Genomic DNA, 13,672 nt, shown 5'->3' with positions numbered 1-13,672 from the left:
GGGGGTACGGGGGCGCCTCGCGGCGGTACGGGTGCGCTCGCCCATGAGCCACCCCTTCACCTCGACCACCGATCGGCAACGAGCCGCCCAGCGCTCAACCGAGCGCGGGCAAGCTCGCATCCATTTTAACGCAAAATAAAATGGGCCGATTGCGGTGATTGGTGGGGTTATTGACGGGTGTGCGGCAGGCGGGAGGCGCCGGGCCCGGTCAGGACGGCGGCGGAGTGCCGCGCCGGATGTGCTCCCGGTTCGGGTCGAAGAGGTGCCCGGCCGCGCCGGACACCACGAGCCCGCCCGCCAGCAGGAGCCCGTGTCCCAGCACGATCCCCACCCCGAGCAGACCGAGCCCGACGGCGAGCGTCAGCCAGGCGGCGCCACGCCGGTACTCGCGCGGTCGGCAGGGGCGCTGCTGCTCGAAGGCGGCGGCGAAGCGCGGATCGTCCTGCCGCAGCCGCTCGGCCAGGTCGTCGAGAAGTCGGTCCTCGTCGCGGGCCTGCATGAAACCTCCCGGACTCGGTGGCGATCAGAACGTGGACACCCCGCGAACACCCGACGGCCGGCCGGGCGGAGATGCCCGTCTCCGCCCGCCCTCGACGCTCCGCGCCGCCTCCCGGGCGGCCGGCGCCTCGACCGCCCCCCGTACCCACCGGAGTGCCCGCCGGATGTCTGTGTCCACGATCACCCGGCGCACGGCACCGCCGCCATCGGTGCCGACACCCATATCCGGGGGTGTGGGACATGCAGACGCCCCCGGGTGGCGGGGAGTCGTGCCCCGTACCGGCGATAGTGGGGACGTCCACCCCGAGGAGGCCGTACTCCGTGTCCCTGTTCTGGCGCATCTTCCTGCTCAACGCCGCCGTGCTGTTCGCGGCGACCGCGCTGCTGCTGCTCGGCCCCGTCACGGTCTCCACGCCGGTCCTGCTCACCGAGGCGATGATCATGGCCGCGGGTCTGGTCGCCATGCTGATCGCGAACGCCGCGCTGCTGCGGGTCGGGCTCGGACCGCTGCAACGGCTCACGCGCGCGATGACCACCACCGATCTGCTGCGTCCGGGCCCCCGGCCGGTCGTATCGGGACACGGCGAGATCGCCGAACTGATCAGGACGTTCAACACGATGCTGGACCGTCTGGAGGCCGAACGCGCGGCCAGCAGCGCGCTCGCGCTCTCCGCGCAGGAGGCCGAACGCCGCAGGATCGCCCAGGAGTTGCACGACGAGATCGGCCAGACCCTGACCGCCGTACTGCTCGAACTCAAGCGCGTCGCCGACCGGGCGCCCGAACCGCTGCGGGACGAACTGCTCCAGGTGCAGGAGATCACCAGGGACAGCCTGGACGAGATCCGCAGGATCGCCCGTCGGCTGCGCCCCGGGGTGCTGGAGGAGCTGGGGCTGATCAGCGCGCTCAAGGAGCTGACGAACGAGACCACCACCCACACCGCGCTCACCGTCAGGCGCAGCTTCGACGGTGATCTCCCCGCGCTGGACCAGGAGGTCGAGCTGGTCCTCTACCGGGTCGCCCAGGAAGGGCTCACCAACATCATCCGCCACGCGGGGGCCCAGCGGGTCGGTGTGGCGCTGCACCACGGCGCGCTCGGACTCGAACTGCTGGTCAGGGACGACGGACACGGAATCGGTACGGCCCCCGAGGGCGCGGGTATCCGGGGCATGCGCGAGCGCGCGCTGCTGATCGGCGCCGAGGTGTCGGTGGGCGACGCGCCGGGCGGCGGTACGGAGGTACGGCTGCATGTCCCCGCCACGCGCATCCGACCGGCCGCGCCGCTCACGAACGGGAGCCACTGACCGCCATGACCCATCCGAACTCCGGTCCCACCGGCGCCGCCGGGCCCGTTCCGACCCGCATCCTGCTCGCCGACGACCACGCCCTCGTACGGCGCGGGGTACGGCTGATCCTCGACGGCGAGCCGGACCTGACGGTGGTCGCGGAGGCCGGCGACGGCGCGGAGGCCATCGAGATGGCCCGCGAGCACCGCCCCGATCTGGCCATTCTGGATATCGCGATGCCGAGGCTGACCGGCCTCCAGGCCGCCCGCGAACTCTCCAGGCTGCTGCCGGACACGCGCATCCTGATCCTGACGATGTACGACAACGAGCAGTACTTCTTCGAGGCGTTGAAGTGCGGCGCGAGCGGCTACGTGCTCAAGTCGGTCGCGGACCGGGATCTCCTGGAGGCGTGCCGGGCGGCGATGCGCGACGAGCCGTTCCTCTACCCCGGCGCCGTCACCGCCCTCATCCGCAACTATCTGGACCGGGTACGGCAGGGCGACAGCATCCCGGAGAAGGCCGTGACCGCGCGGGAGGAGGAGATCCTCAAACTCGTCGCCGAGGGCCACTCGTCGAAGGAGATCGCCGATCTGCTCGTCATCAGCGCCAAGACGGTCGAGCGCCATCGGGCCAATCTGCTCCAGAAGTTGGGGCTGAAGGACCGGGTGGAACTGACTCGATACGCCATCAGGGCCGGCCTCATCGAGCCCTGACCGGCGTACGGTTGGCATTCCGGCGCCATCCGCCGGGCAGGGTCACACTCACAGACCGCACCACGAGAGCGGAACGAGGCGACGCCATGTCCCCGCACAGCAGCTGGGAGTTCACTGACGATCGCGGCCATCTCGCCGTCGCGCCCCGCCGCCCGGACCGGGTGGTCGCCTACATACAGGCGGGCGCGACCCTGTGGGACCACGGTCTGCGCCCCCTGGGCATCTTCGGGTCCCACCACGACGGCGACTCCCCCGACCTCGAGAAGGCGGGCGGACTGCCGCTCGACTCCACCCGGGACTTCGGCGCGGGCGGTTCGGTCGATCCGCACGCCGTCCTCGCCGCCGAACCGGACCTGCTGGTCGCCGTCAGCTACGGCGGCGGCCAGATCTACGGCATCGATCCGGAGACGGCCAAGCACCTGGACGAGCGGGTGCCCGTGGTCGTCATCGACGTGGGCAGGGACCGGCCGCTGGACGGGATCAGGGACCGGTTCACGGCGCTCGCCCGCGCGCTCGGCGCGCCGAGGGAGCCCGACGCGCAGGATCTGGAGTGGGCGGAGGCCCGGCTCCGTACGCTCACCGCGCGGCCCGCCGCGGCCCGGGTGCTCGCCCTGTCGGCCGCCGGGCCCGGCACCGTACATCTCACACGGCCCGGCACCTGGCCGGACCTGCGGGCGCTGTCGGCGCTCGGCGTCGATCTGCTCGATCCCGGTCGGGGGGCGGGCGGCAACTGGTGTACGACCGACTGGGCACAGGCACTCGCCCTCGATCCGGACGTCGTGCTCGGGGACGTACGGGCGAACGCGGCCACGCCCGACGCGCTGAGGAGCGACCGCCACTGGCGCGCCCTCCAGGAGCGGGTGCGCACCGTGGCGTGGAATCCGGAGGCGCCGCGGAGCCACCGGGGGCACGCGCGCTTCGTGGACGCGGTGGCCGCGGCGCTGTAGGCCCCGGGTGTCCGGCCGGGCCGTGTAGGCGGCGTGTCGCTCGCGTGTCGGTGGCGGCCGCGACCCTTCCGGCATGACACGTCACACAGACGCCCCCGAGGGCGCGGACACCACCGCCGGGCGCCCCAAAGCTCCGGCCCTGCCGGTACGGACCGTCGAGGTCCGCGCGGTACGGCGGCTCTCGCCGCACATGGTCCGCGTCACCTTCGCCGGTCCGGCCCCGGCCGATCTCCCGTACGACGACGCACCCGACCAGCAGGTGAAGCTCTACTTCCCCAGACCGGGGCAGAGCGCTCCCCTGTTGCCCGAGCCCGGCGCCGACGGGGATGTGATGCGCTGGTACGGGGCGTTCCAGGCGATCCCGGAGGACGAACGGCCCTGGGCGCGCAGTTACACGATCCGCGCGCAGGACCCGGCGCGGGGCACCCTCGACATCGACTTCGTCCTGCACGAGGGCACGGACGACGGCACGGACGACGGCACGGGGCACGGCTCGCGGGACGGGACGGGGGACGGCGTGCGCGCCGATGAGGGACCCGCGACCCGGTGGGCGCGCTCGGCCGGGGTCGGTGATGTGCTCGGCGTGTTCGGCCCCTCCGCCTACTTCGCGGAGCCCGTACCGCTCGGGACCACCGACTGGATGCTGCTGGCGGGTGACGAGTCGGCGTTGCCGGCGATCGGCACGATCATCGAGGCGCTGCCCGAGGGCGCGCGTGCGGTGGCGTACGTGGAGGTGTGGGACGCCGCCGAGGAGCAGCGGTTCGAGTCGGCGGGCGAGGTGACGGTGCACTGGCTGCACCGTGCCGCGACGGCGGGGGACGGACCGCCGCTGGTGGAGGCCGTGCGCGCGGCCACGTTCCCGGCGGGCTCGGTGTTCGCCTGGCTCGGCGGCGAGGCCGGCGCGGTACGGGCCCTGCGTCGGCATCTGGTCGGCGAACGCGGCATCGACAGGCGCTCGGTCCACTTCACCGGCTACTGGCGCCGCCGTCTGACCCAGGACGACGCGCCGACGCCGGCGGACCTGGCGGAGGCACGGGAGCGGTCGGCCGACCGCTCCTGAGCGGAGCCGGGGCATCAGATGAGGGCGGCGGCCTCTTTCACGGAGAGGGCGCCGCCCTCGGCGTACGCGCTCGCCCAGGTGTCCGTGTCGAGCACGGCCCGTACCTCGGCCTCCGCCCGCCGGGCGATCTCCCTCTCGTAGCCCGCCGGATGGGGATGGAAGAGGAACTTCTCGGCGAGCCCGGTGTGCCGGTCGTACGCCCCCAACAGCCTTGCGCCGTCGGCCGCTTCGCCGGTCCCGGTCTTCGCCCAGGCGGCGCAGAGGAACTGACTGACGATCAGCTGTGGCGCGACGAGATGGGCCAGACTGTCCAACAGGCTTACCGACTCCCGCAGATGGCCCAGCGCCCGCGCGTACTCGGTGTCGAGGCAGTCGAGCCAGCCGTGAAGTCCCTCGGTGAGACCCACCTGGAGGCCGTGCTCCCGGAAGCCCGGTTCCTCTTCCAGCGTGGTCAGTTGGTCCCGCGCGAGGGCGGTGCGTCCGGTCCTGCCGTAACGGCCGGCGAGCAGCAGCCGGGGTGTCCCGCCCGTGCGTCCCGCGTGACCGCGGGATTCCTGGACCGCTTCTCGCAGCAGCCGCTCGGCGGCCTCCTCGGCGGCCGGGCCGGTGGCGGACTCCAGCCGTACGGAGGCCAACCGCGCCTTGAACAGAGGCACTTGGGTGGCCATTCCGATACGCGCGCAGCCCTCCATGGCCCGCTGGAAGTCCGCCGCCGCCTCCTCGTAGCGGCCCCGCCGTTCGTACGACTCGCCCCGGGCGGACAGGGATTCGGCGAGGATCACCACGTCACCGGCCTTTTCGAGCAGCGCCACCGCCTCGTCGGTGTCCCGTGCCGCCCGGTCCTCGTTGTCGGGTCCGGTGTCGAGCATTCTCCCCCGCAGCGTCAGCGCGAGGCCGAGGTCCCAGCCCCGGCCGGGCCGGGCGCGGCAGGCGGCCACCAGGGCGTCCAGCGCCTCGTGCATGCTCCGCCACTCGCCGACGAGCAGCCCGGCGAAGAACCACATGACGCCGGGTTGCCGGCAGACCTGGGGCAGGTCGTGGCGGTAGGCGGCCACGATCCGGGTCAGGTGTGCGCGGGTGTCGGCGCTTCCCCACACCAGGCCGCCGCCGTCACCGCCGCCGTCGCCCCCGTCCTCGGCCTCGTCCCCTCCCATTCCCGCGCCGCTCGCGAACCTGAGCAGCCGCACACCGCGCCGGGCCTCCCACACCTGCTCGTCCGACCAGGGCGGCGGAAGGTCGATGCACGGGTCGGCGAGCGGTACGGCGGGACGGACCGGCGCCTCGAAGGGGTCGGGTCCCAGCGCGGTGACGGCCGTGGACCAGTCGCGGGCGTCACGCTGATGACCGCGAAGCTGCCAGAACCAGCTCATGGAGAGCATGAGACACAGCGCGTCCTGTTCGCGCGCCCGTACGTCGTCGTGGTGGAGCGCCGTGCGCAGCGCGGCCCGTACGTTGTCGTGCTCCCGCTCGAACTGCGCGAGCCGGTAGGCCTGTTGAGGGCCGCGCAGCTCGGGTTCACCGACGCGTACCAGTTCGCGGTAGGCGCGCAGATGCCGTAGCTCGACGGCCACCCGCTCACCCGATTCGTCCAACCGCTCGGCCGCGTACTCGGCGACGGTCTCCAGGAGCCGGTAGCGCATCCCGTCCGGGCCGCCGGGCACGGCGACGAGAAGTGACTTGTCGACAAGGGAGGCGAGTGCTTCGAAGACCGGCACGCCGCCACCGGCGCAGACCTCCTCGGCCTCGCTCGGCGCGCAGCCGCCCACGAAGACGGAGAGCCTGCGCAGCACGGTCCGTTCGGTCCCGGTCAGCAGCTCCCACGACCAGTCCACGACGGCGCGCAGGGTCTGCTGTCTCGGGAGTACGGTCCGGCTGCCGCTGCCCGCGCCCAGCAGCCGGAAGCGGTCGTCCAACCGGTCGGCGAGCTGACGCGGGGTGAGCAGCCGCAGCCGGGCGGCGGCCAGTTCGACGGCGAGCGGCAGCCCGTCGAGTCTGCGGCAGATCTCCTCGCAGGCCGCCGCGTCGTCGTCCGTACGGAAACCGGGCCGGGCGGCGGCGCCGCGTTCGCCGAGCAGGCGCAGCGCCGCGGTCCGCGCCAGCGGGCCGACCCCGTACAGGAACTCGCCGCGCACACCCAGCGGTTCGCGGCTGGTGGCCAGGACGGTCACGTGGTGGCAGCGGGTGAGGACGGTCTCGGCCAGTTCGGCGGCGGCGCCGATCACCTGCTCGCAGTTGTCGAGCACGATCAACAGGCGTCGGGAGCCGCAGTGTTCGACGAGCCGGGTGAGCGGGTCGGGCGCGGCCCCCTTCGCGCCGCCGGGACCGCGCACCGCCGTCTCGCGGGCTCCGAGCGCGGTCAGTACGGCCTCGGCCACGGCGCCGGGCTCTCGTACGGAGGCGAGTTCCGCGACCCAGACACCGTCCGGCCAGTGACCGCTCGCGCTCGCCGCGCTCTCGGCGGTCTCGAAGGCCAGCCGGGTCTTGCCGGCGCCGCCGGGCCCGGTGAGTGTCATGAGGCGGTGGGCGCGCAACTCGACCGGGAGCATGTCCAGTTCGGACTCCCGGCCGACGAAGGAGGTGAGGCGGGCGAAGAGGTTGCCGGGGAGGGCGGCGGTCGGGGCGGCGGCCCGGTGGAGCCGGGCGTCGCTGTCGTCGTCCGACAGCAACTCCGCGTGCAGGGACCGCAGTTCCCGGCCCGGCCCGGTGCCGAGGCGGTCGGCCAGCAGGGCGCGTACCTCCTCGTACGCCTCAAGGGCTTCGGCCCGGCGCCCCGCCGAGCGCAGCGCCTCGATCCTGGTCGCCTGCAACGGCTCGTCCAGTGGAGCCTCGGCGGCCAGCGCGGCGAGCCCCGGCAGCGCGCGCTCGGGGCGGCCGAGCCGGACGTCGGCCGTCAGCCGGGTGCGGCGCGCCTCGGTGTGCCGTCGCCGCGCGCGTACGGCCAGGGGGTCGATGTCCCGGCCCGGCAGATCCGCGAGGGCCGGCCCGCGCCACAGCGCCAGCGCCTCGTCCAGCAGGGCGGCCGCACGGTCCCCGTCGCCACCGTCGAGCGCCGACGCCCCTTCGGCCGCGAGCCGTTCGAAGCGGAACAGGTCGATGTCGTCGGGCTCCGCCGTCAGCCGGTAGCCGCCGGGGACCGAATCGATCGCGCCGCCGCCCAGCGCCCTGCGCAGTCGCCCGATCAGGGCCTGGAGCGCGGCGGTCTCGTCGGCGGGCGGCTCGTGCGCCTCGTCCCACACCTGGGCGGCCAGCCGGTCGCCGGAGACCGTACGGCCACCGGCGGCGGCGAGCGCGGCGAGCAGCGCGCGCATCCTCGCGCCACTGATCGGCACCTCGGCGCCGTCCGGGCCGAAGGCCCTGGTCGTACCGAGTACGTCGTAGCGGTAGGTCACCACCCCATTGTCCCCGCCCGGTGAGCCCCCGGCGCCCGGCCCCCACCGGGCCGGACCGGCCCCCACCGGACCGGACCGGCTCGTGCGCCCGGCGCCCAGGCGGCCCGCCGGTCCTGTGGAGTGAAGCCCCGTTCCTTTCATTTCCTCGCATAACGTCCCCTTGCTCGGGCCGCTCCACCCTCGCCTTGTCATGCACCTGGACACTGCGGGGGCGCCGTGCTGTGATGCCAACTACTGCTCTTTCCAACGTTGTACAGGTCCGTACGGAGTCGTTGCGGGGACACGTACGGGCTCGTCGTACAGACCTCTGTCGATGCTCGTGGACGGGAGACCCGATGACGCTCGACCGACGACACTTCCTCGGCACCGGCGCCCTCGCGATCGGTGGTGCGGGCCTGCTGGGGCCACTGGCGCCGACGGCCGCGGCCGTACCCCCGGCGCGCGGCGGCTGGTACACGCCGAACGCCGCGCCGCTCGCCCCCACCGCCTTCCAGAAGCTGCCGCTGGGCAGCGTCACTCCACGCGGCTGGCTCACCGGCCAGCTGCGCCTGCTGCTCGACGGGCTGTTCGGCCGGTACGCCGAGGTCTCGCACTTCCTGCGGTTCGACGACTCCGGCTGGGTGCACCCGGAGAAGGCCGGCTGGGAGGAAGTGACCTACTGGCTGCGCGGTTACGTGGACCTGGCCGCCCTCACCGGCGACGAGACGGCCCTCGCCACCGCCCGCCGCTGGATCGACGCGATCCTCGCCACCCAGCGTCCCGACGGATTCTTCGGCCCCACCCGGCTCCGTACGGCGCTGAACGGCGGACCGGACTTCTGGCCGTATCTGCCGCTCCTTCAGGCGCTGCGCTCACACGAGGAGTTCACCGGGGACGAGCGCATCGTGCCGTTCGCGGTCCCGTTCCTGCGCTACATGAACGCGCAGGGGCCCGGCGCCTTCAACTCCAGCTGGGTGTCAAAGCGTTGGGGCGACGGTCTCGACATCGTCTTCTGGCTCTACAACCGCACCGGCGAGTCCTTCCTCCTCGACCTCGCCGACAAGATGCACACCCACGGCGCCAACTGGGTCGACAACTTCCCCGACCTGCACAACGTCAACATCGCGCAGGGCTTCCGCGAGCCCGCCCAGTACGCGCTGCGGTCCGGCTCGGCGGAGCTGACCCGTGCCACGTACCGGAGTTACGCCTCCGTCATGGGCGCGTACGGGCAGTTCCCCGGCGGCGGTTTCGCCGGTGACGAGAACTCCCGACCCGGCTTCGGCGACCCCCGGCAGGGCTTCGAGACCTGCGGCACGGTCGAGTTCATGGCCAGCCACGAACTGCTGACCCGGATCACCGGCGACCCGGTGTGGGCCGACCGGTGCGAGGAGCTGGCCTTCAACCTGCTGCCGGCCGCCACCGACCCGCGGGGCAGGGGTATTCACTACATCACCAGCGCGAACAGCGTCGAACTCGACAACACCGCCAAGAACCAGGGCCAGTTCCAGAACGGCTTCGCCATGCAGGCGTACAAGCCGGGCATCGTCCCCTACCGCTGCTGCCCGCACAACTACGGCATGGGCTGGCCCTACTTCACCGAGGAACTGTGGCTGGCCACCCCCGACCGGGGGCTCGCGGCGGCGATGTACGCGCCGAGCCGGGTGCGCGCGAAGGTCGCCGACGGCACGGAGGTCACCGTCACGCAGGACACCGACTATCCGTTCAAGGAGACCGTCACCCTCACCGTCAACACCCCCCGGCGTATCACCTTCCCGCTCTACCTGCGGGTGCCCGGCTGGTGCGCGGACCCCCAACTCACCGTCGCCGGACGGCGCGTGGCCGTGTCCGGCGGGCCGCGGTTCGTCAAGGTCGAGCGCGAGTGGCGAGACGGCGAGCGGGTGACCCTGCGGCTGCCGCAACTGACCACGGTGCGGACGTGGGGCGACAACCACGATTCCGTCAGCGTTGACCACGGGCCGCTCACGTACTCGCTCAAGATCGGCGAGCGGTACGAACGGTACGCGGGCACCGAGGACTTCCCCGAACTGTCGGTGCACCCCACCACCCCGTGGAACGTCGGCCTCGCGCCCGACCCGCTGCGCGGACTGCGGTTCACGGCGGACAGCGGACCGCTCGCCGCGAATCCCTTCACCCATGAAGGGTCGCCCGTACGGATCACCACGTCGGCGCGCCGCATCGAGGAGTGGGTGGCCGACGACCAGCGCGTCGTCGCTCCCCTCCAGGACAGCCCGGCCCGCAGCACGGCGCCGCCCGAGCCGGTGACGCTCATCCCGATGGGCGCGGCCCGGCTGCGGATCACCGCCTTCCCGACCGCGTCGCCCGGCGGGCGGGCCTGGACGGCGGAGCCGCCGTACCGCCGCGTACGGAACAAGCACAGCGGCAAGGTGCTCGGTGTCGACGGGATGTCCCTGGACGCGGGCGGGCGGGTCGTGCAGTTCGACAACACGGGGACGGCGGACCACGCCTGGCAGTTGGCCCCGGCGGGCGGCGGCTGGTTCCTGATCCGCAACGGCAACAGCGGGAAGATCATCGGGGCCGAGGGCAGGTCGACGGCGAACAGCGCGCGCGTCGTCCAGTTCGAGGACGACGGGAGCGGCGACCACCTCTGGCAGCTGGTCGACCGGGGCGAGGGCTGGTCGCTGATCCTCAACCGGCACAGCGGGAAGGTGCTGGGCGTCGACGGGATGTCGACGACGAACAGCGCGCAGGTGGTGCAGTTCGAGGACAACGGCACGGACGACCACCTCTGGCAGCTGGTCTGAGCCACGATTCCGCCGTCCCGAGTGACCGCCGCCGGCCCGGCCCGGCGGCGGTCACTTGTTGGACACAGCCGAACCCGTGACGGTCCGTCCGTTCACAACTCTTGACGTGTACGGAACAGCGGAGCAGCATCAGCGGTGCACTCAGAGAGCGCTCTCTGGCGTATTCGCGGAGGGCTCCGCGAGTGTTCCCCCCACCGTTCACGACTCAGGAGAGATGCCCGTGCACGCTCCCCCCATCGGCTCTCCGGCGTTCCGCGGCGCCTCACCGCCGTCCCGCCGCGGACTGGCGGCGACGCTCGCCGCCACCCTGGCCGCGACCCTGCTGGCCTTCGTCCCGAGCAGTCCCGCGCACGCCGACCCGATCGAGGGCGGCGGCGATCTCGGCCCCAACGTGATCGTGTTCGACCCTTCGACGCCCAATATCCAGGGCAAGCTCGACGAGGTCTTCAAGCAGCAGGAGTCGGCCCAGTTCGGCACCGGCCGCTACCAGTTCCTGTTCAAACCGGGGACCTACAACGGGCTCAACGCCCAACTCGGCTTCTACACCTCGGTGTCGGGCCTCGGTCTCTCGCCCGACGACGTGAACATCAACGGCGACGTGACCGTGGACGCCGGCTGGTTCAACGGCAACGCGACTCAGAACTTCTGGCGTTCGGCCGAGAACCTGTCGCTCAACCCGGTGAACGGGACGAATCGTTGGGCCGTCTCACAGGCCGCGCCGTTCCGCCGTATGCACGTCAAGGGCGGGCTGAACCTGGCTCCCGACGGTTACGGCTGGGCCAGCGGCGGCTACATCGCCGACAGCAAGATCGACGGCACCGTGGGGCCCTACTCCCAGCAGCAGTGGTACACCCGCGACAGCTCGGTCGGCGGCTGGCAGAACGCCGTGTGGAACATGACGTTCTCCGGTGTGGAGGGCGCGCCCGCGCAGTCCTTCCCGGACCCGCCGTACACCACGCTGGAGACCACCCCCACCTCCCGTGAGAAGCCCTTCCTCCATCTCGACGGCGACACCTACAAGGTGTTCGTCCCCGAGAAGCGCACGAACGCGCGCGGGGTGACCTGGGACAGCGGCGCGCCGGCGGGCTCGTCGATCGACCTGAACCAGTTCTACGTGGTCAAGCCGGGCGCGACGGCGCAGACCATCAACGCCGCGCTCGACCAGGGTCTCAACCTGCTGTTCACGCCCGGTGTATACCACGTGGACGAGACGATCAACGTGAAGCGGGCCGACACCGTCGTCCTGGGTCTCGGACTCGCCACGGTCATCCCGGACAACGGGGTGACGGCGATGAAGGTCGCCGACGTGGACGGGGTGAAGCTGGCCGGCTTCCTGATCGACGCCGGCCCGGTCAACTCCGAGACGCTGCTGGAGGTCGGGCCCGAGGGATCGTCGGCCGACCACTCCGCCAACCCGACCACGGTCCAGGACGTCTTCATCCGCATCGGCGGAGCCGGTCCCGGCAAGGCGACCACCAGCATGGTCATCAACAGCGACGACACCATCGTCGACCACACCTGGGTGTGGCGGGCGGACCACGGTGAAGGGGTCGGCTGGGAGACCAACAGGGCCGACTTCGGTGTACGGGTGAACGGCGACGACGTCCTGGCCACCGGCCTGTTCGTCGAACACTTCAACAAATACGACGTCGAGTGGTACGGCGAACGCGGCCGGACGATCTTCTTCCAGAACGAGAAGGCGTACGACGCGCCCGACCAGGCGGCCATCCAGAACGGCGACACCAAGGGCTACGCCGCCTACAGGGTCGACGACTCGGTCGAACAGCACGAGGGCTGGGGGATGGGCAGTTACTGCTACTACAACGTCGATCCCACGATCCAGCAGCACAACGGCTTCCAGGCACCGGTCAAACCGGGCGTGAAGTTCCACCATCTGCTGGTGGTCTCGCTCGGCGGGCAGGGCCAGTACGAGCGGGTGATCAACGACATCGGCGCACCGACGTCCGGGACGTCGACGATCCCCTCGGTCGTGGTCCAGTTCCCCTGACGCGGCACCCGTTCCGGGCGCCGTACCGGAACAGGTGACCGCAGGCAGGGCCCGGCCTCGTCATGAGGCCGGGCCCTGCCCTGCGCGGGTACCCACTCTGGTCTCTGCCGGGTCAGCGCCTGCCGCCACGCAGCTTGCCGAACAGGCGGCGGGCCTGCTCGCGCTTCCTCGGGTCCGACGAGGCCGCGCGCGCCTGACCGATCACGCGCTGCCCCTGCGGACTGCGGGTGAAGGCCTTGATGCGGTCGATGATTCCGGGCATGCCGTCTCCTGCGCTTCGATGACACCGACGGCCCCGCTGTAGGGCCTCGGACTACGTCTACCCGCCTAACGCGCCGAGACTCCCATTACGTTCCCATTGCCTCCCCTTTGCCTTCGAGCGCCTTCGAGCGGGCTGGCTGCCCCGCATGCGCTCCCCCGATGGCGGACCCGTACGACCCCGCACAGACTGACGTGATGTCAGGGAAGCGAAGCGCCGGGCTCCTCCTCTACCGGGTCACGGACACCGGCACCGACGTGCTCATCGGGCACATGGGCGGCCCGTACTGGGCGGGGCGCACGCGGGCCGCGTGGTCGATCCCCAAGGGTGAGTACGGCCCGGACGAGACGCCCGAGGACGCGGCCGGCCGGGAGTTCCAGGAGGAAGTGGGGCTCCCCGCGCCCGAGGGGCACCGGGAGCCGTTGGGCGATACCCGTCAGTCGGGCGGCAAGACCGTCACCGTATGGGCGATCGAGGCGGACTTCGATCCCGCCCTCGCCGTACCGGGCACGTTCACCATGGAGTGGCCGCGAGGGTCGGGAGTGGAACGGGAGTTCCCGGAGCTGGACCGGCTCGACTGGGTCCCGTTGGAGGACGCCGTGGAGCTGCTGGTGACGGGGCAGCGGATCTTTCTCGGCCGGCTGGCTCTGTACATAGAGAGCCGCGCGGCCGACGAGGGCCGTGAGCGCGACAAGGGCGCCTTCGAGAAGTAGCGCCCGCAGAGAGATCCCGCAGTCCGGAAAGGGAGACAC

The 13,672-nt window shown here is 71.9% G+C and carries 10 protein-coding genes; 7 read left to right on the top strand and 3 right to left on the bottom strand.

Annotation, left to right across the window (positions count from 1 at the left end):
• Nucleotides 1-208: 208 nt before the first annotated feature.
• Nucleotides 209-499, bottom strand: coding sequence for a DUF3040 domain-containing protein (locus P3L51_RS20890; RefSeq protein ID WP_354606788.1), 291 nt, complete (start codon nt 497-499; stop codon nt 209-211).
• Between the two features lie 320 nt (nt 500-819).
• On the opposite strand from P3L51_RS20890, the gene P3L51_RS20885 reads away from it, so the two are divergent.
• From P3L51_RS20885 to P3L51_RS20870, 4 genes are all read left to right on the top strand, one after another.
• Entirely contained in the window at nt 820-1,800 is a 981-nt protein-coding gene (locus tag P3L51_RS20885; RefSeq protein WP_354606787.1) for a HAMP domain-containing sensor histidine kinase, read from the top strand.
• A 5-nt stretch (nt 1,801-1,805) separates the two neighbouring features.
• Nucleotides 1,806-2,495, top strand: a complete 690-nt coding sequence (locus P3L51_RS20880) for a response regulator (protein ID WP_354606786.1) — start codon at nt 1,806-1,808, stop codon at nt 2,493-2,495.
• Between the two features lie 86 nt (nt 2,496-2,581).
• Nucleotides 2,582-3,442: an ABC transporter substrate-binding protein gene (locus P3L51_RS20875; RefSeq protein WP_354606785.1), complete on the top strand. Its 861-nt coding sequence runs from the start codon at nt 2,582-2,584 to the stop codon at nt 3,440-3,442.
• Between the two features lie 73 nt (nt 3,443-3,515).
• Entirely contained in the window at nt 3,516-4,502 is a 987-nt protein-coding gene (locus P3L51_RS20870) for a siderophore-interacting protein (protein WP_354606784.1), read from the top strand.
• Between the two features lie 14 nt (nt 4,503-4,516).
• Here the strand turns inward: P3L51_RS20870 and P3L51_RS20865 are convergent, their stop codons facing one another.
• Nucleotides 4,517-7,891, bottom strand: a complete 3,375-nt coding sequence (locus P3L51_RS20865) for an ATP-binding protein (protein ID WP_354606783.1) — start codon at nt 7,889-7,891, stop codon at nt 4,517-4,519.
• Nucleotides 7,892-8,226: 335 nt separating this feature from the next.
• Here P3L51_RS20865 and P3L51_RS20860 point away from each other — a divergent pair, with 335 nt between their 5' ends.
• Both P3L51_RS20860 and P3L51_RS20855 read left to right on the top strand, forming a co-directional pair.
• Nucleotides 8,227-10,653 carry a beta-L-arabinofuranosidase domain-containing protein gene (locus tag P3L51_RS20860; protein ID WP_354606782.1) on the top strand — a complete coding sequence of 809 codons (2,427 nt, stop codon included), beginning with the start codon at nt 8,227-8,229 and terminating at the stop codon, nt 10,651-10,653.
• Nucleotides 10,654-10,867: 214 nt separating this feature from the next.
• Nucleotides 10,868-12,661, top strand: a complete 1,794-nt coding sequence (locus tag P3L51_RS20855; RefSeq protein WP_435594488.1) for a pectate lyase-like domain-containing protein — start codon at nt 10,868-10,870, stop codon at nt 12,659-12,661.
• A gap of 112 nt (nt 12,662-12,773) precedes the next feature.
• Here the strand turns inward: P3L51_RS20855 and P3L51_RS20850 are convergent, their stop codons facing one another.
• Nucleotides 12,774-12,923, bottom strand: coding sequence for a hypothetical protein (locus P3L51_RS20850; protein WP_167756268.1), 150 nt, complete (start codon nt 12,921-12,923; stop codon nt 12,774-12,776).
• A gap of 194 nt (nt 12,924-13,117) precedes the next feature.
• On the opposite strand from P3L51_RS20850, the gene P3L51_RS20845 reads away from it, so the two are divergent.
• A complete protein-coding gene (locus P3L51_RS20845; protein WP_354606781.1) occupies nt 13,118-13,633 on the top strand; it encodes an NUDIX hydrolase in 516 nt (171 codons plus the stop codon).
• Nucleotides 13,634-13,672 lie beyond the last annotated feature (39 nt).

The sequence above is a fragment of the Streptomyces panacea genome (assembly GCF_040560175.1).
GTDB lineage: Bacteria > Actinomycetota > Actinomycetes > Streptomycetales > Streptomycetaceae > Streptomyces > Streptomyces panacea.
This window is presented reverse-complemented; position numbering and strand designations above follow the sequence as displayed.